Raw genomic sequence first — 17,149 nt, forward strand, 5'->3', positions numbered from 1 at the left:
CCCCCGGCAAGGCGGGCGCCCCCGCCGATGCTGCGCCGGGCGGCGTTCGTCGTGACGGGGTTGGCATGGTCGCTGCTGCTCGCTTTGCCCGCCGCCATCGTGCGCGGATCGGGCGAGCCGCTGCTGCTCGCGCTGGAAACCGGCGTGGGGGCTTCGGCGACCGCAATGGCGCTCGCCGCGCTGACCGGATCGTCCTTTGCGCCGCGCGTGGTTCTACTCATCGCCTGGTATGTCTATTTCTCGAGCTGATCCCATCTCATGGCACCATGGCGCGCGCGATCGACCCAGAACATTCGTCCGGTCTATGACCAGTTGCATTGCTGCTGTCACAGGCGGCGGCTAGATTTGCGGCCATCGAGCATCAACAGGAGACGGACATGCCCGCGCATGAGATAGATTACGAGATCAAGGGCCAGGAATTGCAATTCGTCGAGATCGAGCTCGACCCCGGCGAGAGCGCGGTGGCGGAGGCCGGATCGATGGTCTGGAAGGACCCCTCGATCGAGATGACCACCGTGTTCGGCGATGGCAGCGACGATCAGGGCGGCGGCTTCATGGGCAAGCTGCTCGGCGCAGGCAAGCGGCTGGTTACCGGCGAGAGCCTGTTCACCACGGTGTTCACGCATACCGGATCGGGCAAGGCGCGCGTCGCCTTCGGCGCGCCGGTGCCGGGATCGATCCTGCCCATTGACCTCACGCGCTATGGCGGCCGGCTGATCTGCCAGAAGGACAGCTTTCTCGCCGCCGCGAAGGGCGTGTCGATCGGCATCCATTTCCAGAAGCGCATCCTCACCGGCCTGTTCGGCGGCGAGGGCTTCATCATGCAGAAGCTCGAGGGCGACGGCATGGTGTTCGCGCAGATGGGCGGCACGATCGTCGAGCGCGAACTGCGCGCCGGCGAGGAACTGCATGTCGACACCGGCTGCATCGCGGCATTCACCGGCAATGTCGATTTCGATCTGGTCTCGGCGGGCGGAATCAAGACCTCGCTGTTCGGCGGCGAGGGCCTGTTCTTCGCGCGGCTGCGCGGGCCGGGCCATGTGGGGTCAGAACCGGGGCGAAGGCTCCGCGCTCGGCAGCTTCGGTGATCTGATCAGCGGCAACTGAGCTGCGTCACGGCGCAGCTGGATCCATCCCCGCCTGCTGCAGCATCCTGTCGATCTTCCGGGCGGGGTCGTCCAGCTTCTGGCCCGTGATCGCGGTGATCGTGGCCAGCGTCGGCGTGCTGAGACCGGTTCGGCGCGCGGCGTCGAGAAAGCTGCGGCTGTTCCAGGGCGTGCCTGAACGCACGGTGGCAAAGAAGCGGCGGTTGACGTCGTGCAACCCCCTGGCACCGCCCGATCCGCGCCGGATATCGGCATCGATCGCCAGCGCGATCAGCATGCCGCACTGGTAATGCAGATCGAATTTGCCCGCGCGCGACGCGGCGTTCAGCGCAACCTCGGCGAGCCCCGCAGCACAGAGATTGCGCGCATCGGCGATACGCCGGGCGACATAGCCGCGTTCGGTCTCTCCGCGGGCGCGCATGACCAGCGCCGCCATCGCGTCGGCACCGCCTTCGTGGATCCACGCCTGCGAGTCGGGACCGATGACGTCGTTTGTCCCTGCGCGCTGGAAGAAATGCGCGGCTTCGTGCGCGAAGAACCAGTCGAGCCAGACCACGTCGCCCAACCGGAGCGGCTTGCGCCAGCCGTCGCCATAGAGGTGGATGAACACCTGGCCGGGCAGCGTCCCGCCCTGGCTGGAAAGGCTGGTGCCCGATGGCGGCTTGGGATCGAGCGAGACATAAAGCTCGGGCGCGATCGATAATGGACCGTAGATGGTGGCGAAATCGCGCATCGATTGCGGCAGCGATGCCAGCAGATGATCGCGCAGCACGGGTTGCAGCGCCGGATCGACGATGGCGACAAAGCCCGAGGTGGCGACCGGAACGGCGCTGCCGATATAGACGTTGGTCCCTTCCTCGCGGCTGACAAAGGCGGCGGTATTCTCGCTGCGTCTGCCACCGACGCCGATTGTCTCGCCTTCCGCCGCGATGGTCACCGCGAGTGGCTCGGTCCCCTTGCAGGGTAGCGCAGGGCAGGCCTGAAAGTGCCCCGAATAGACCAGCACACCGCCGTCGCTGAACGGAGAGAACGGTGCATAGGACTTTTCGAGCGCGCTGTAGCGCACCGGGATGTCGAGGGTCAGCCGTGCGAACGGTTTGCCGTCCGTGCGCTCGATTCGCTCGCCATCGCCCTCGCGCACCCAGCGGAATTCTCCGGCCAGGCTCTTCCAGTCCCGAGCGCGATAGCCATCGAGCTGGGGCGCGAAATGCAGCGCTTGGGTCGGCCGGGCCAGCCGGTATTCGGCCTGGATGCTGTCGCCCGAGGCCCGGGTGATGTGCAGGCTGATCGGCGCCGCCCGCGCTGCGGCGGACGAGGCCGGTCCGGCCGGGCCAGGCAGGGCAGAGCCGGACGTGCTGGCCAGGGTGAGCGCTGCAACCCCGGTGAGCGCGCGTTGTAATGCCCGGCGCATACAGTTCCTCCCGGTCAGCGTGGTCGGCCTGCAGTTTGGCTGATCAGAACGTGTAGGTCACGCCGACGCCGCCGAAGAACTGGTCGGCATCGCCGCGGATCGCCACGATCGGGCTGTCGGCGAAATCGCCCTGCAGCCGCGAATAGCTGCCCAGCGCGAACACGCCCCAGCCGCCATCGAGCGCATTGCCCGACAGGTCGAGCCCGACCAGCGCGGTGGTGCCGATCGACTTCAATCCGCCATCGGCGCGGAAGCGCGGCAGGCCCGATGCGGCGCTGCCCGCGGCATCGACGCTGAAATAGGTATCGGCATAATCGCCATCGACGAAATCGGCCGAGGCGGAGATGTTGACCACGCCCTGCGTGCCGAGCAGCCGGTTATAGCTGACCTGCGGGGTGATCAGCGCGCCCGAATGCACGCCGGTGACATCGAACAGCGCATCGGCGGAGAAGGTCACGCTGTCGAAGCGGTTGAAGATGCGGTTGATCTTGACGCCGCCCGATGCGCCGAGCTCGAGCGCTATCGGCTTGTCGCCGAGCCGCTGGACCACCGCATCGCGGATGCGGTTGTTGCGTTCCAGCCGGACGCGGAACATCGGCCCTGCGATATATTCGACCTTGGGCAGCACCGGGTCCTTGACCAGATCGACGAACAGGCCCGGACCGCGCGCAGCAAAGTTATAGCCCTTGTAGCTTCCCTGGATGATCGGCGCGGGGAAGAAGACATATTGGTTCGAGCCTTCATAGCTGGGCACCATGCCGGCCCCCAGGCCCACGGTCATGTAGAAATCCTTGGCGAACACCGATTGCGACATCGCCGCCGCGGTGGCGAGCAGGCGAAGCTGCTCGGGCGTCGGACCGGGCTTGGCGGGAGCGCTGTCATCGGCCTTGGTGCTTTCGGGCGCGGGCGGCTGATCGACTACGGCCTGGGCAAGCGCAGGGGTGCTGGCGCTGGCAAACAGGGCAAGGCTCGCAAGGGTTCTGGCGATCATCGGGGACGTTCCATGCAGGCTGGGGCTCTGCCCGAGGCAAGAGCGTGTTGGGGGGACACCGCGCGGACCGATATAATGCTGCGGTGCAGCAGATCAAGAAGCCCGTCGAATGGTCAGGCCGCGCGGATGGCTTGCGGCTGCGGGCCAGCCTCGCGCGCGGCAAGCGGCGCGCGCGCTAATATGCGCGCACCCAGCGCGATGGTGATGATGAGCAGCGGCGCCATCAGCGACCAGATCCGGTTGCTCGCCTGCAGGCCGCTGATCGAGGACTGCACCGAGTCCGGCCATATGATCGCGAGCGCAAGTCCATAGCCGGTGGCGATCCAGCACAGCGCCACCAGTCCGGCCTGCTCCGGCGGCGTGGTGCGCTGCAGGATCTCGGGCAGCACGAAGGCGACGGCAAGCCCGAACAGGGTGAGATCGTAATCGTAATTATAGGGGCTGATGAAGAGCGATGCGCAGCAGATGGCGGCGGCCAGGCGGTTGGGTGCGGTGCCGAGTATCCAGAGGCGGACGAACGCCGCCAGCGCGGCGAGCGCGACGATGCCGTGAAGGGCCAGCGCCCAGTCCGGTCCCGCTCCCATGCGATAGGCAAAGGCATAGATCGAGGTCATGCGGAACAGCGGATACAGGCCCAGCCGCAAGAACACCGTGGCTTCGGCGACGCCGTCGGCAAAGCCTTGCCAGACGGACAGGCCGAGCATCCAGGTGGACAGCAGCAGCAGCGCCAGCACGGTCGCTGCGGCGACGATGACGGTCTGCCAGCGCCGCTCCATCAGGGTCACCAGCGCAACGCCCACCGCGATATGCGGCTTGATGAGCATCAGACCCAGCGGCAAGCCGGCCATCGGCTTGCGCTTCAGGAAAGCCAGCAGGAACAGGCCTATCAGCCCTCCGGTCAGGAAGCCGTTCTGACCGGTGCGCATCAGCAGCACCAGCGTCGGCGCGATGACGATCAGCACCCCAGGCAGATAGGGGCCGGCAATCCGTCGCAACACATGCAGATACAGTCCGAGGCTCGCTAGCATGAACAGCAGGAAACCCAGGCCGATCGGCAGCGTGGCCAGGGCGGCGGTCACCAGTCCGAATGGCGGAGGATAGGTCCAGGGCATGAACGATTGCGTTCCGGCATGTTCCCGCTGCGCGGCGAGCATGGTGCGCATACGATAGGCATCGGCGGGTCGCCCTTCGAGCGCGAGCGTGCCGGCAATATGGAACGCATCATAATCGGTCAGCTTCTTGGCCATGCCCAGGCTGGCAGGCGCCTGGAACTGCAGCGCCGACACGATGCCGAGCAACACGAGGATGCCGATCATGGCCATCGCCAGCGGCCTGCGCGTGAACAGCCCGGCGGAAAGTGGTACCGTGACGGAAGGGGGAGAAGCCGCGCTCGACATTGCACCTGTTCATGGCCTGCAACACACGGTGCGTGGCCGTGTCGCGTCCGGAGGCTTAACCGGCGGCGCCTTCGATATGGTTAACGCGCCGATGTAAAGAACATTACAAGTTGACTTACGTCATGTTCGCATCTGCGACGAAAACACAAGATATCCGCGCAAAAAATGCCCAGATAGGCCGTGTATCGCGTAAATTGCAGCCATGGGATGTCAATATGTGACACGCCACGATTCGCAATGAGGAAGCTATCCATGTCCTATACCGACCAGATCCGCGCCAACGAACAACTCGTTGCCAGCAAGGAGGGGCGCTGGACCGGCATCAATCCGGAATCCGTCGCGCGCATGCAGCTGCAGAACCGGTTCAGGACCGGACTCGACATCGCGCGCTATACCGCCAAGATCATGCGCGAGGACATGGCCGCCTATGATGCCGATCCGTCGCAGTACACCCAGTCGCTCGGCTGCTGGCACGGTTTCATCGCGCAGCAGAAGATGATCGCGATCAAGAAGCATTTCGGCACCACCAAGCGCAAGTATCTGTACCTTTCGGGCTGGATGGTCGCCGCGCTGCGCAGCGAATTCGGTCCGCTGCCCGACCAGTCGATGCACGAGAAGACCAGCGTTCCCGCGCTGATCGAGGAGCTGTACACCTTCCTGCGCCAGGCCGACGCGCGCGAGCTCGACCTGCTGTTTAGCGGCATCGACAAGGCGCGCGCCGCCGGCGATAGCGCGAAGGAGAAGGAACTGCTCGATCAGGTCGAGAACTTCCAGACGCATGTCGTTCCGATCATCGCCGATATCGATGCCGGGTTCGGCAATGCGGAAGCCACCTATCTGCTCGCCAAGAAGATGATCGAGGCCGGTGCCTGTGCGCTGCAGATCGAGAACCAGGTGTCCGACGAAAAGCAGTGCGGCCACCAGGACGGCAAGGTGACCGTGCCGCACGAGGACTTTCTCGCCAAGATCCGCGCCTGCCGTTACGCGTTCCTGGAACTCGGCGTCGAGGACGGGATCATCGTCACCCGCACCGACTCGCTGGGCGCGGGCCTCACCAAGCAGATCGCGGTCAGCCACGAGCCGGGCGATATCGGCGACCAGTATAACAGCTTCCTCGATTGCGAGGAGATCGACCCCGCCACTGCGCGCAACGGCGATGTCATCCTCAACCGCAACGGCCGCCTGCTGCGTCCGAAGCGCCTGCCCAGCAACCTGTTCCAGTTCCGCGAAGGCACCGGCGCCGATCGTTGCGTGCTCGACAGCATCACCTCGCTGCAGAACGGCGCGGACCTGCTGTGGATCGAGACCGAGAAGCCGCATGTCGAGCAGATCGCGAGCATGATGGACCGCATTCGCGATGTCGTTCCCAACGCCAAGCTGGTCTACAACAACTCGCCTTCGTTCAACTGGACGCTCAACTTCCGCCAGCAGGTCTATGACGCGATGGTCGCCGAAGGTCTGGACGTGTCCGAATATGACCGCGCTCAGCTGATGGACGCCAAGTACGACGACACAGAGCTCGGCATTGCCGCCGACAAGCGCATCCGCACCTTCCAGGCCGATGGCGCGCGCCGCGCGGGCATCTTCCACCATCTGATCACGCTGCCCACCTATCACACCGCCGCGCTGTCGACCGACAACCTCGCGAAGGAATATTTTGGAGAAGCGGGCATGCTGGGTTATGTACTCGGCGTCCAGCGGCAGGAGATCCGTCAGGGAATCGCATGCGTGAAGCACCAGAACATGTCTGGCAGCGACATCGGCGATGCTCACAAGGAATATTTCGCTGGCGAGGCGGCGCTGAAGGCAGGCGGCGTCAACAACACGATGAACCAGTTCTCTTGAGCGAACGGTTCATGGTGATCGGTACTGCGTTATAAGAATGTTTGGCCGATAAAGTTTTCCTGGGGAGGAAAAAGGTTCCCCCGCCGGTGGCAACATCGGCGGGTTTCCTTTTGGTCGCCCGCTTTACTTCATGATAATCTCTGCGGCGACTCGCGCGACGGAGGGGCATATGGGCAAGATCATCGGCCTGGGCGGACTGTTCTTCAAAACACCCGACCCCGAGGGATTGCGCGCCTGGTATGCGCGCGTGCTGGGTCTCAGCTTCGACGAATGGGGCGGGCTCGTCTTCCTGCCCCAGGACGCCGCGAATCACCCCGGCGCAGGCACGGTGTTTTCGCCCTTTGCCGAGAGCAGCGAATATTTCGCGCCATCGACCAAGGAGTTCATGTTCAACCTGATGGTCGACGATCTCGAAGCGGTGCTGGCGCGCTGCGCGGCCGAAGGCGTGGAGCCGGTCAAGACCTTCCCCGCCGAGGCCAACGGCCTGTTCGCGCACATCATGGACCCCGAAGGCCGCAAGATCGAATTGTGGCAACCCAAGCCGATGGACTGAGCGGCGCATCCGCGCGGGCGATGGTCGCGTAGCTGGCCCAGTATCACACCACAGGGGGCCATGATGTTCCGATATGCCTTGCTGGCGCTCAGCCTTGTTCCCGTTTCTGCGGCAAGGGCCCAGCCAGCGTCCTCTTCCGCCCCCGATGCCGCCGCCGCCCGCGCCAGCCTCGCAGGGTCGTGGGAAGGCGAGCTGGGCTATCTCGATTATTCGGCCAATCGCTGGTTCGGCATCCCGGTCAAGACGCGCATCATCGATCAGGGCGATGGCGCGACGATGCTTCGCATCTCCGATTTCGACGATGGCCCCAAGGTCGGCAATGTCCGCATCACGACGGGTGAGCTGTTCGACGAGAAGGCGGCCACGGTCGCGGTCGCCACGTTCCGCAAGGGGCGCAGCGTCGAGGTGATGACCTATGCGGTACGGATCGATCCGGCCTCGCGCGATGCCATGCACTGGACGATGGTCGAGGAGACGAAAGGCACAGACGACAACCGTCCGGCCATGCTCCGCCTCACCACAGTGCGTGATGGCGACAAGGTCGAGACGCTGAAGCAGGTCGATTTCCTCGACGACGACAAGAGCGAATGGCTCACCCGCAACCGCACCCGCTTGACGCGCGTTGGCGACTGATCGCATCGTCCGGCCAATCCATCTGCCCGAAAGCCCTGCTCATGCTCCGCTATGCCGCCGCCTATCTGTTCACCGGGCTCGCCTTTGCGCTGATCGACAGCGTCTGGCTGAAGAAAATGGCCCCGCGGCTCTATCAGCCGCTGCTGGGTGATCTGCTCGCGCCCTCGTTCCGGCTGGCGCCTGCGGTGATATTCTATGTGCTCTACATCGCCGGCATCCAGATCTTTGCGGTCGTGCCCGCGCTCGCCGATGGCCGCTGGCAGACCGCGCTGGTCAAGGGCGCGCTGCTCGGCTTCTTCTGTTACATGACCTATGATCTCACCAACCAGGCGACACTCGCCACCTGGCATACGAAGATCACCGTGCTCGACATTATCTGGGGCACGTTCCTCACCGGATCGTCGGCGCTGGTCGGCTTTGCGGTGACAAAGGCGGTCTTCAAATAACCGTCGTTCCAGGGAGCGCGGCAATCCCGCTTTTGCGATAGTCGCAAGAGAGGAAGCGGGAGCCCCGCCTTCGCGGGGCTAACGAGATACGGTCAGGCAGGCTGCGCCGGCTCCGGCGGCAACCGCCAGTCGATCGGCGCCAGCCCCTGGCCTTCCAGAAACGCATTGGCTTGGCTGAAATGCCCGCAGCCCAGAAAGCCGCGATGCGCCGAGAGCGGTGAGGGGTGCGGCGCCTTGAGCACCAGATGCCGCCCGCCGCGATCGATGCTGTCGACCCCCGCTGCCTTTTTCTGCGCATGGCTCCCCCAGAGCAGGAACACCACCGGGTGCTCCAGCGCATTGACCCGCGCGATCACCGCATCGGTAAAGCGCTCCCAGCCCTGGCCCTGGTGCGACCCGGCCTCGCCCATCTCGACCGTCAGCACCGCATTGAGCAGCAGCACGCCCTGGCTCGCCCAATGCTCGAGAAACCCGTGGCGCGGCGGCGCGATGCCCAGATCGCGCTGCAATTCCTTGTAGATGTTCGCCAGCGACGGCGGCACCGGCACGCCGGGGCGCACGCTGAAGCACAGCCCGTGCGCCTGACCTGGGCCGTGATACGGGTCCTGACCCAGGATGACCACGCGCACCTTGTCGGGCGGGGTAAGGTCGAGCGCGCGGAACCAGTGGCTGCCCGGCGGGAAGATGCGCGCGCCCGCCGCCTTGCGCTCGAGCAGGAAGCGCTTGAGATCGGCCATGTAGGGCGCGGCAAATTCCGCGGCGAGCGCCTCGCGCCATTGCGGATCGAGCCGGACGGCGGCTTGGCTGGTTTCGGTGTCGCTCATCGTCCTGCCTTGCCGCAGCGCCGGGCGCAGCGTCAAGCGATCGGATTTTCGCCTTTGTCCGATTTGGTGGTAAAGTAGCGCGTCGTCGCGACTCGCGGCGCAGAAGCGGGAGCTTTCTCGATGCCGCTCACCCACGGCAAGCCGGTCACCTTCATCAACACCGCGAACCGCCGCGCGGCCGAAAGCTTCTATCGCGACGTGCTCAAGCTCCAGTTCGTTGCCGACGATGGCTTTGCGGCGGTGTTCGATCTGGGCGGCGCGGTGCTGCGGATCACCGAGCTCGAAGGCTTCGCGGCGAGCCCGCACCCGGCGCTCGGCTGGTCGGTCGAGGATATCGAGCAGACCATGGAACATCTGGTCAGCCGCGGCATCGCGCCAAAGATCTACGAGGGCTTCGGCCAGGATGCGCTGGGCATCTGGACCGCGCCCGACGGGGTGGCGAGGGTTGCCTGGTTCCAGGACCCGGACGGCAATCTGCTGAGCGTCGTCCAGGGCGGCTGAGCCGCGTTCAGAGCGAGTGCACCAGATGCCCGCCATCGACCGTCAGGATGCTGCCGGTCATGAAACGGCTGGCGTCTGAGGCGAGCAGCAGCAACGGCCCATCGAGATCGGGCAGCTCGCCATAGCGGCGCATCGCGATGCGCTTGCGCAACGGTTCGCCCGCCTCGCCCGAAAGCTGGTCGCGGTTGATATCGGTGAGGAAATAGCCGGGCGCGAGCGCGTTGACGCGGATGTTGAAGCGCGCCAGCTCCATCGCCAGCTGCCGTGTCATGTGCAGCACGCCCGCCTTGGACACCGCATAGGGGCCGGTGCCCGCCGCGGTCTGGAAGCCGGTGATCGACGCGGTGTTGATGATGTTGCCGCCGCCGCGCTCGCGCATGCCGCGCGCCGCCTCGGTTGCGACATTCCACGCGCCCTTGAGGTTGATTCCCATCACGAAGTCGAAATCGTCCTCGGTCTGGTCGAGCGCGCGCTTGGTGACCGCGACGCCGGCATTGTTGATGCAGGTATCGATGGCCCCTGCGGCGGCCATGCCTTCGCGCACCGAGGCGACATCGGCGACATCCATGCGGATCGCCTCAGCGCTGCCGCCGGCGCTCGTTATCTCCTCGACCAGAGCCTCGAGCGCGGGCAGGCGGCGCGCGGTGACGATGACATGCGCGCCGCTCTTCGCCAGCAGCCGGGCGAAATGCGCGCCAAAGCCCTCGCTCGACGCGCCGGTGACGAGGATGCGCTGGCCGGTCAGGTCTGCGGTAAGCGTCATGCGGCGGCTCCCTGCGCTATCTTTTCCTGGGCCTGTTCCTGGGCGTGCCTGTGGTCGCGCTTGATCTTCTTGGCGAGCGACCATTTGTGCACCTCGGTCGGACCGTCATAGATACGGAAGGCGCGGATTTCGCGGAACACCTGTTCGACGATCGTGTCGCCGCTGACCCCGGTGCCGCCCATCACCTGCACGCAGCGATCGGCGACGCGCATCAGCGCCTCGGACACCGCGACCTTGGTCATCGAGCTCTCCACGGTGCCGAGCGCGCCGGTATCGAGCACGCCCGCGCACCAGGCGATCATCAGCTCGGCCTGTTTGAGGTCGATCAGGTTCTCGGCGAGCATGAAGCCGACGCCCTCGTGATCGACCAGCGGCTTGCCGAAGGCATGGCGGCGGCAGGCATAGTCGCTCGCGATCTCGTGCGCGCGGGTCGCCGCGCCGAACCAGCGCATGCAGTGCGACAGGCGGGCAGGCGAGAGGCGGACCTGCGCATATTTGAAGCCCTCGCCGCTCTCGCCCAGCATCTGGTCGGCGGGCACGCGCAGGTTCTCGATGCTGATGACGGCGTGGCCGCCGGGCATCGAACTGTCGATGGTATCGAGCACGCGCTCGATGCGGATCGCAGGGTCGGGCAGATCGACCAGGAACATGCACGCGCCGTCGTCCGACCTGGCCATGACGATGCCGACCTTCGCGCCTTCCGCGCCGGTGATGAACGCCTTGCGCCCGTTGATCACCCAATGATTGCCGTCGAGCTTCGCCGTCGTCTTCATCATCGACGGGTCGGAGCCCGCACCGCCTTCCTCGGCCGGTTCGGTCATGAAAAAGGCCGATCGCGAATCGCCGGAAACGAGCTGGTTCAGGAACCGCGCTTTCTGTTCGGGGCTGCCGACCTTGCCGAGCAGGTACATGTTGCCCTCGTCGGGCGCGGCGGTGTTGCAGGCGACGGGGCCGAGCGGCGACAGGCCCGATTTCTGCAGCACGATCGCGGTCTGCGCCTGGGTCAGGTGGCGGCCATCGGGCAGGATATGCGGCGTCATCACCCCGGCCTTCCGGGCGAGCGCACGCAGCTCCAGCACCAGCTCTTCCGACGGCCCATGCGCGCCGCAGCGCGGATCGCGCTCATAGGGGGCGACGACATCGCGGACGAAACGCTCGACCTTCGCGGCAATCGCATCGACTTCGGCGGCGGACAGATGGGACATGGAAAAGGCTCCCCGGGACGTTCATGGATTCGCCCAAGCCGGGTAAACAAGCTGGCAGCTTAATCAACTGATTAAAGTGCGGGGGGCGATGCCCCATCGTGCCGTCCCCAACCGTTCCCCTGCGAAGGCAGGGGCCCATCTCCTGTCGGTTGTTCCAGAGGCACCGTCCGGAGATGGGCTCCCGCCTTCGCGGGAGACCGGGTAAGGGGAATACATCTTGCCGTTCGCTTCCCTAATCCGGAATGTACCAGCGCATCATGCCTTCATAGCGGCCCTCGATGGCTTTGCCTTGGCTATTGGTCGCGGGATGGAAGCGCGCGCGCCGAACCAGATTTCGGCATGTCGCCTCATCCAGCCATCGCGAGCCGGAGGATTCGGTGATTTCGCACTGGGCGACCCGGCCTGTGGTAGCGATCAACAAGCGGTAACGGGTGACGCCCTCGTGGCGGGTATCCGTGGGATAATCCTGCAGTGTAATCCATGTAGAGGCGTCATTCCGTGGCCTGGCAGCTTGGATTGCTGCCGCCCGCGTTTTTCCTGTCGGCGCGACGCCGCCTTGTCTTTCCTGACTTGCAATGGCTGGCCCCGCCATCGCAACGCCGACCAAGGAGACACTCAATATGCTAGCAAGCCTGTGCAACGAGAATCTCAATGTCATTGGCATCCTCCGAGGGATTAAAGTCCAGCTTGCCGCCTTCGTCGGATTCAAGCCGCCATTACCCCCGGCCTTGGTGGCTCGATCCGGCTCACCTTGATGACCTTCGCGGCGGATTGCGCCCGAGCAAGGTCGTGCGCCGACTGCATCCGCAGCAGCGTTTTTGCCGCTACGCCAAACGCCATTTCGAAGCGGATCGCCATTTCGGGCGAAAGCGCAGACTTGCCGTTGAGCAGATTGCTGAGCGCCACCCTTGTGACATCCAGTCGCGCTGCGGCATCGCTCTGGGTGAGGCCGTAAGGCTCGATGAAGTTGCGCCGCAGCCAAGGGCCAGGGTGAAGCGCGAAACGGTTGTGCAGCTTGATCGCCATCAGTGATAATCCTCAAGATCCAGATTGCCGATTGTCGTGTCGTCGATCCTTTTGAATGTCAGTCGCCAGTTGCGGGTGACCGTCATCGCAAAATCCCCCTTTCGGTCACCTTTCAGGGCGTGGAAGCCGAAATTGGGCGGAATGGCCAGTTCATCGAACGTTTCGGCAGCATCGATGAACGCGACCATGTCCGCCAGACGTTCGGGCTCGATCACGCCCCTGGCGTTTCCGGTTTCAAGAAACCTGCGCAGCTGCTTGTGCCGGACGCTCTCGATTTCCATCGCATATGTATAGTCTAACTTTACATGGATGTAAAGTCAGACTTGGCATCGACCGGACGGCAAGGCGCACAAAAAACCCCGCCGCGCCATCAGGCGCAGGCGGGGTTTCATGTCTCTCATCCGGACCGTTGAGGCCCGGAAAATCGGGTCAGCCGTTATGCGGGACCAGGTTGACGGCCGAGTGCTTGCCGCGGCGGTCGACTTCGAGGTCGAACTCCAGACGGTCGCCCTGGTTGAGGCCTGCCATGCCGGCACGCTCGACCGCGCTGATGTGCACGAACGCGTCGGGCTGGCCATCGTCGCGGGTGATGAAGCCGAAGCCCTTCATCGAGTTGAAGAACTTGACCGTTCCGGTGGCACGTTCGCCGGTCAGCTCGCGGCGCGGAGCCTCGCTGCGCGGGCCTCGCTCACCGCGGTCGCCGCCGCCCGCACCTTCGGTCACGGGGATCAGCTCGCCATCGATCTTGAGGTCGCTGGCCGAAACCTTGCCGCCGCGATCGACGAGCGTGAATTCCAGGCCCTGGCCTTCGGCAAGGCTCGAAAGGCCTGCCCGCTCGACCGCGCTGATGTGCACGAACACGTCGTCGCCGCCATCTTCACGCTGAATGAAACCGAAGCCTTTCTGGGCGTTGAAGAACTTCACCTTGCCCTTGGCTTCGCCGACCACCTGGGTGGGCATGCCGCCAAAGCCGCCGCGGCCACCACCGCCGCCACCGCCTCCGCTGCGCGGGCCGCCGCCGAAGGCGCGCAGCAGAGCACGCCGAAGGCATTGGCGCGCGGCTTGTTGAAGCGCAGCTCGCCGCCCAGCGCATCGGTGACCCGCGCGCCTGCCTCCTCGGCGATGATCGCGGCCGCGCCGATATCCCATTCATAGCCCCAGCGCAGCGTCGCGAGCAGGTCGGCGCGGTCGTCGGCGACCATCGCCATGCGCAGCGCGATGCTGTTGGGTTTTTCCACGACGGTGAGGTCGATATCCGCCTTGGGCAGGCTGTCGGTGGGAACGCGCGATCCGGGGAAATCGGTGCGGCGGCTCGCCTTCAGCCTCTTGCCGTTGAGAAACGCGCCGCGCCCGCGCGCGCCGATCCAGTATTCGTTGCGCGCCGGGGCTGCCAGCACGCCCATCACGACATGGCCGTCCTCGACCAGCGCGACCGAGATCGCCCAGCCGGTGCGCCCGCGCACGAAATCGCGCGTGCCGTCGATCGGATCGACCAGCCAGATGCGCCCGCAATCGAGCCGCGCGGTGTCGTCCGCGGTCTCCTCGGACAGCCAGCCCGCGTCGGGGACCAGCGCACCCAGGCGCTCGCGCAGGAAATTGTCGACGGCAAGGTCGGTCTCGCTCACCGGCTCGCCGGGCACCTTGTCCCAGACCTGCAGATCGCCGCCGGCGCGCGCAAAGGCGGCCATGGCGATGGTGCTCGCCTCTTCGACGATATGCTTGATCGTGTCGGGAGAAACCTTGGTGCGCGACGCCATGGACCTGCCTTAGCGAAGCGCTGCGGCGCTGCAACCGTGTTTTAGCGCTCGCGCGTCGCGCTGAAAGTCAGCTCGGGATTCTTTTCCTGCTGATAGCCGACATCCCAGGCCGAGCGCGCCATGAACACCGGGTTGCCGTCGCGGTCCCTGGCGAGGTTGTTGATCGAGATGCGCTTGAACGCCTCGAGCGCCTCGGCCGGGCCGCTGAGCCAGCGCGCGGTATCGAAGGGCGCCATTTCGAGCACCGCCTCGACCTTGTACTCGGCCTCCAGCCGGCTGATCAGCACCTCGAGCTGCAGCTGGCCGACCACGCCGACGATCCACTGGCTGCCGATCTCGGGATAGAAGACCTGGATCACGCCCTCTTCGGACAGGTCGTCCAGCGCCTTGCGCAGCTGCTTGGTCTTGGTCGGGTCCTTGAGCTGGACGCGGCGCAGGATTTCCGGCGCGAAATTGGGCAGGCCGGTGAAGCGCACGTCGTTCTTCTCGGACAGCGTATCGCCGACGCGCAGCGTGCCATGATTGGGGATGCCGATGATGTCGCCGGGCAGCGCCTCGTCGGCCAGCTCGCGGTCCTGCGCAAAGAACAGGATCGGCGAGTGCACCGCGATCGGCTTGCCATGGCCCGAGGGCACCAGCTTCATGCCGCGCCTGAACGTGCCCGAGACCAGCCGCATGAAGGCGATGCGGTCGCGGTGCTGCGGGTCCATGTTCGCCTGCACCTTGAAGATGAACCCGGTCACGTCCTTGCGCGTGGGGTCGACCGATTCGGGTTCGGCCGGCTGGCTGCGCGGCGGCGGGGCGTGGGTGGCAATGGCGTCGATCAGCTCCTCGATGCCGAAGCGCTTGAGCGCCGAGCCGAAATAGACCGGGGTGAGGTCGCCATGGCGATAGGCCTCCAGATCGAAGCTGGCATAGCCGCCCTGGGCGAGCTCTGCCTCCTCGGTCAGCCGTTCGAGCGCCTGGATGGACAGCACCTCGGCGAGCTTCGGATCGTCGATCCCGCCGACAGCAAGCGCCGTGTCGTCATATTCGCGGCTGGGTCCGCTGGGCTGCATCAGCGTATTGCGGGCGAAGTCGTAGATGCCCTCGAACTGGCCGCCCATGCCGACCGGCCAGCTCATCGGGCAGACATCGAGCGCGAGCGCATCGGCAACCTCGTCGAGCAGCTCGAACGGATCGCGGCCCTCGCGATCAACCTTGTTGACGAAGGTGATGATCGGCACCGAGCGCAACCGGCACACCTCGAACAGCTTGCGCGTCTGCGGCTCGATGCCCTTGGCGGCGTCGATCACCATGATCGCGGAATCGACCGCGGTCAGCGTGCGATAGGTGTCCTCGGAGAAATCCTCGTGCCCCGGCGTGTCGAGCAGGTTGAAGGTGATCCCCTGGCGCTCGAAGGTCATCACCGAGGAGGTGACCGAGATGCCGCGCTGTTGCTCGATCTTCATCCAGTCCGATCGTGCCCGCCGCGCCGCGCCGCGCGCCTTGACCTCGCCCGCCAGATGGATCGCGCCGCCGGTGAGCAGCAGCTTTTCGGTGAGCGTGGTCTTGCCCGCGTCAGGGTGCGAGATGATGGCGAAGGTGCGGCGGTTGAGGGCGGTCATATCGGGGCTTTGCTTCTTGCGTCCCTGCCAAGGCAGGGAGCCATCGTGTGATGGCGTTGATGCTGAGTGTCTCGTTTCCCGGTTGCCTGCGAAGGCAGGCATCCATCTCCTGAGGGTTGCGTCTGACGGGACGGTCCGGAGATGGTCCCCTGCCTGCGCAGGGGACCAGCTAAAATGCTATGGAATCGGCTAGCTCTCTAGCAGCGTCACATCCATCCGCAAACGCTGCTGTGCGCCCGGTGCCAGCGTCGTGATACCGGGCTTGTCGGCGAATTCGCCGGTGAAGACCGCCGGGTCGGCGATGCCGGCCCAGGGTTCGATGCACAGGAAGCGCGCGCCGGGCTTCTGCCAGATGCCGAGCATCGGCGTGTCGGGGAAATCGATGCGCAGCCTCGGCTGGCCAGGCACACCATAGGTGAGCGAGCGGCTGGCAAGCTCGTCCCAGATCAGCGCGTCGGCCTCGAAATCGGCATAGGCCGGTGCGTAGACTTTGCCTTCGACCGGGCTGGGCTGCGGTTCGGGGGCAACGAGGCCGGTCGCGGGGTCAAGCCGCCGGATTGGCGCGGGCTCGTCGCGTTCGAAGACGATCCGATGATCCTCCGCCGCGCCGCCATAGGGCAGCGGCCAGGCAAAGGCCGGGTGATAACCGAAGCTGAACGGCATCGGGGTGTCGCCGCGATTGCTGACGGTCGCGGTCATGGCAAGCGTCGCGCCGGTCAGCGCGAAGGCCATGTCGAGCCGGAAGTCGAACGGATAGACCGCGCGGCTGGCCTCGCTCGCCTCAAGCCGGAACAGCGCGCTCGATGCATCCGCCTCCACTAGCGCAAATTCCGACCGCCGGGCAAAGCCGTGCCGCGGCATCGCGAAACTCCGCTCGCCCAGCCGGTATGCATCCCCCGCCAGCGCGCCGACGATCGGGAAGAGCAGCGGCGCGTGGCCCGACCAGAAGGCCGGGTCCGCATCGGTCATCAGCTCGCGGCCTTCGGCGTCCCTGAGCGACCACAGCTCCGCCCCCAGCGGGTCGATGCTGGCGGTCAGCGCGTCGGAGCGCAGCGCGACGAGGTCAGCCACGCAGCTCCGCCCC

18 protein-coding genes and 3 pseudogenes are annotated in these 17,149 nt (G+C 65.5%); 8 read left to right on the top strand and 13 right to left on the bottom strand.

The annotated features are described in order from the left end of the window. Together DM995_RS21935 and DM995_RS14505 are read left to right on the top strand one after the other, a co-directional pair. Nucleotides 1-249 (top strand): annotated as a pseudogene (locus DM995_RS21935) (hypothetical protein); the annotation flags it as partial. 128 nt (nucleotides 250-377) lie between these two features. After that, nucleotides 378-1,107 (top strand): annotated as a pseudogene (locus DM995_RS14505) (TIGR00266 family protein). A gap of 6 nt (nucleotides 1,108-1,113) precedes the next feature. Here DM995_RS14505 and DM995_RS14510 read toward each other — a convergent pair. The 3 genes from DM995_RS14510 to DM995_RS14520 form a co-directional block, all read right to left on the bottom strand. Continuing rightward, nucleotides 1,114-2,517 (bottom strand): hypothetical protein, encoded by a 1,404-nt coding sequence (locus tag DM995_RS14510; RefSeq protein ID WP_116969870.1) that lies wholly within the window; start codon nucleotides 2,515-2,517, stop codon nucleotides 1,114-1,116. A gap of 43 nt (nucleotides 2,518-2,560) precedes the next feature. Further along, entirely contained in the window at nucleotides 2,561-3,508 is a 948-nt protein-coding gene (locus DM995_RS14515; RefSeq protein WP_116969871.1) for a MipA/OmpV family protein, read from the bottom strand. A gap of 113 nt (nucleotides 3,509-3,621) precedes the next feature. Next, a complete protein-coding gene (locus DM995_RS14520) occupies nucleotides 3,622-4,824 on the bottom strand; it encodes a glycosyltransferase family 87 protein (RefSeq protein WP_157973221.1) in 1,203 nt (400 codons plus the stop codon). Here DM995_RS14520 and DM995_RS21330 point away from each other — a divergent pair. The 5 genes from DM995_RS21330 to DM995_RS14540 all read left to right on the top strand — a co-directional run bounded on the left by DM995_RS21330 (nucleotide 4,823) and on the right by DM995_RS14540 (nucleotide 8,382). After that, a complete protein-coding gene (locus DM995_RS21330; protein ID WP_157973222.1) occupies nucleotides 4,823-5,002 on the top strand; it encodes a hypothetical protein in 180 nt (59 codons plus the stop codon). The two genes, DM995_RS14520 and DM995_RS21330, sit on opposite strands and share 2 nt — an antisense overlap. Nucleotides 5,003-5,157: 155 nt before the next feature. Beyond that, entirely contained in the window at nucleotides 5,158-6,750 is a 1,593-nt protein-coding gene (locus DM995_RS14525; protein WP_116969873.1) for an isocitrate lyase, read from the top strand. Between the two features lie 169 nt (nucleotides 6,751-6,919). Further along, nucleotides 6,920-7,303, top strand: coding sequence for a VOC family protein (locus DM995_RS14530; RefSeq protein WP_116969874.1), 384 nt, complete (start codon nucleotides 6,920-6,922; stop codon nucleotides 7,301-7,303). 60 nt (nucleotides 7,304-7,363) lie between these two features. After that, nucleotides 7,364-7,936, top strand: a complete 573-nt coding sequence (locus DM995_RS14535; RefSeq protein WP_116969875.1) for a hypothetical protein — start codon at nucleotides 7,364-7,366, stop codon at nucleotides 7,934-7,936. Nucleotides 7,937-7,977: 41 nt separating this feature from the next. Further along, nucleotides 7,978-8,382, top strand: a complete 405-nt coding sequence (locus DM995_RS14540; RefSeq protein WP_116969876.1) for a DUF2177 family protein — start codon at nucleotides 7,978-7,980, stop codon at nucleotides 8,380-8,382. 92 nt (nucleotides 8,383-8,474) lie between these two features. Here DM995_RS14540 and ung read toward each other — a convergent pair whose 3' ends face one another. Continuing rightward, nucleotides 8,475-9,206, bottom strand: coding sequence for a uracil-DNA glycosylase (gene ung, locus DM995_RS14545; protein WP_116969877.1), 732 nt, complete (start codon nucleotides 9,204-9,206; stop codon nucleotides 8,475-8,477). Between the two features lie 120 nt (nucleotides 9,207-9,326). On the opposite strand from ung, the gene DM995_RS14550 reads away from it, so the two are divergent. Further along, complete coding sequence (locus DM995_RS14550) at nucleotides 9,327-9,707, top strand: VOC family protein (RefSeq protein WP_023838448.1); 381 nt, start codon at nucleotides 9,327-9,329, stop codon at nucleotides 9,705-9,707. A gap of 7 nt (nucleotides 9,708-9,714) precedes the next feature. On the opposite strand, the gene DM995_RS14555 is transcribed toward DM995_RS14550, so the two are convergent. The 9 genes and pseudogenes from DM995_RS14555 to DM995_RS14595 form a co-directional block, all read right to left on the bottom strand. After that, nucleotides 9,715-10,470 (bottom strand): SDR family NAD(P)-dependent oxidoreductase, encoded by a 756-nt coding sequence (locus tag DM995_RS14555; protein WP_116969878.1) that lies wholly within the window; start codon nucleotides 10,468-10,470, stop codon nucleotides 9,715-9,717. Continuing rightward, nucleotides 10,467-11,675, bottom strand: a complete 1,209-nt coding sequence (locus DM995_RS14560) for an acyl-CoA dehydrogenase family protein (RefSeq protein ID WP_116969879.1) — start codon at nucleotides 11,673-11,675, stop codon at nucleotides 10,467-10,469. Before DM995_RS14560 ends, DM995_RS14555 begins: the two co-directional genes overlap by 4 nt. 232 nt (nucleotides 11,676-11,907) lie before the next feature. Continuing rightward, nucleotides 11,908-12,333: an energy transducer TonB gene (locus DM995_RS14565; protein ID WP_157973224.1), complete on the bottom strand. Its 426-nt coding sequence runs from the start codon at nucleotides 12,331-12,333 to the stop codon at nucleotides 11,908-11,910. Nucleotides 12,334-12,380: 47 nt separating this feature from the next. Further along, a complete protein-coding gene (locus DM995_RS14570) occupies nucleotides 12,381-12,701 on the bottom strand; it encodes a HigA family addiction module antitoxin (RefSeq protein ID WP_023838451.1) in 321 nt (106 codons plus the stop codon). Beyond that, entirely contained in the window at nucleotides 12,701-12,982 is a 282-nt protein-coding gene (locus tag DM995_RS14575) for a type II toxin-antitoxin system RelE/ParE family toxin (RefSeq protein ID WP_116969881.1), read from the bottom strand. The genes DM995_RS14570 and DM995_RS14575 overlap by 1 nt, the downstream gene beginning before the upstream one ends. Nucleotides 12,983-13,130: 148 nt before the next feature. Next, nucleotides 13,131-13,721: pseudogene (locus DM995_RS22680) on the bottom strand (cold-shock protein); the annotation flags it as partial. Beyond that, nucleotides 13,622-14,458 carry a 3'(2'),5'-bisphosphate nucleotidase CysQ gene (locus DM995_RS14585; protein WP_232824411.1) on the bottom strand — a complete coding sequence of 279 codons (837 nt, stop codon included), beginning with the start codon at nucleotides 14,456-14,458 and terminating at the stop codon, nucleotides 13,622-13,624. The gene DM995_RS14585 and the pseudogene DM995_RS22680, both read right to left, overlap by 100 nt. A gap of 41 nt (nucleotides 14,459-14,499) precedes the next feature. Next, a complete protein-coding gene (locus tag DM995_RS14590; RefSeq protein ID WP_116969882.1) occupies nucleotides 14,500-16,065 on the bottom strand; it encodes a peptide chain release factor 3 in 1,566 nt (521 codons plus the stop codon). Nucleotides 16,066-16,254: 189 nt separating this feature from the next. Continuing rightward, entirely contained in the window at nucleotides 16,255-17,136 is an 882-nt protein-coding gene (locus tag DM995_RS14595) for an aldose 1-epimerase family protein (protein ID WP_116969883.1), read from the bottom strand. Nucleotides 17,137-17,149: the final 13 nt, after the last annotated feature.

This window comes from Blastomonas sp. UPD001, assembly GCF_003426715.1.
Taxonomy (GTDB): domain Bacteria; phylum Pseudomonadota; class Alphaproteobacteria; order Sphingomonadales; family Sphingomonadaceae; genus Blastomonas.

Coding starts and splice junctions, on each gene's coding strand:
- DM995_RS14510 (WP_116969870.1), bottom strand. CDS start 2,517: ATGCGCCGGGCATTACAACGCGCGCTCACCGGGGTTGCAGCGCTCACC.
- DM995_RS14515 (WP_116969871.1), bottom strand. CDS start 3,508: ATGATCGCCAGAACCCTTGCGAGCCTTGCCCTGTTTGCCAGCGCCAGC.
- DM995_RS21330 (WP_157973222.1), top strand. CDS start 4,823: ATGGCCATCGCCAGCGGCCTGCGCGTGAACAGCCCGGCGGAAAGTGGT.
- DM995_RS14520 (WP_157973221.1), bottom strand. CDS start 4,824: ATGATCGGCATCCTCGTGTTGCTCGGCATCGTGTCGGCGCTGCAGTTC.
- DM995_RS14525 (WP_116969873.1), top strand. CDS start 5,158: ATGTCCTATACCGACCAGATCCGCGCCAACGAACAACTCGTTGCCAGC.
- DM995_RS14530 (WP_116969874.1), top strand. CDS start 6,920: ATGGGCAAGATCATCGGCCTGGGCGGACTGTTCTTCAAAACACCCGAC.
- DM995_RS14535 (WP_116969875.1), top strand. CDS start 7,364: ATGATGTTCCGATATGCCTTGCTGGCGCTCAGCCTTGTTCCCGTTTCT.
- DM995_RS14540 (WP_116969876.1), top strand. CDS start 7,978: ATGCTCCGCTATGCCGCCGCCTATCTGTTCACCGGGCTCGCCTTTGCG.
- ung (WP_116969877.1), bottom strand. CDS start 9,206: ATGAGCGACACCGAAACCAGCCAAGCCGCCGTCCGGCTCGATCCGCAA.
- DM995_RS14550 (WP_023838448.1), top strand. CDS start 9,327: ATGCCGCTCACCCACGGCAAGCCGGTCACCTTCATCAACACCGCGAAC.
- DM995_RS14555 (WP_116969878.1), bottom strand. CDS start 10,470: ATGACGCTTACCGCAGACCTGACCGGCCAGCGCATCCTCGTCACCGGC.
- DM995_RS14560 (WP_116969879.1), bottom strand. CDS start 11,675: ATGTCCCATCTGTCCGCCGCCGAAGTCGATGCGATTGCCGCGAAGGTC.
- DM995_RS14565 (WP_157973224.1), bottom strand. CDS start 12,333: ATGACATTGAGATTCTCGTTGCACAGGCTTGCTAGCATATTGAGTGTC.
- DM995_RS14570 (WP_023838451.1), bottom strand. CDS start 12,701: ATGGCGATCAAGCTGCACAACCGTTTCGCGCTTCACCCTGGCCCTTGG.
- DM995_RS14575 (WP_116969881.1), bottom strand. CDS start 12,982: ATGGAAATCGAGAGCGTCCGGCACAAGCAGCTGCGCAGGTTTCTTGAA.
- DM995_RS14585 (WP_232824411.1), bottom strand. CDS start 14,458: ATGGCGTCGCGCACCAAGGTTTCTCCCGACACGATCAAGCATATCGTC.
- DM995_RS14590 (WP_116969882.1), bottom strand. CDS start 16,065: ATGACCGCCCTCAACCGCCGCACCTTCGCCATCATCTCGCACCCTGAC.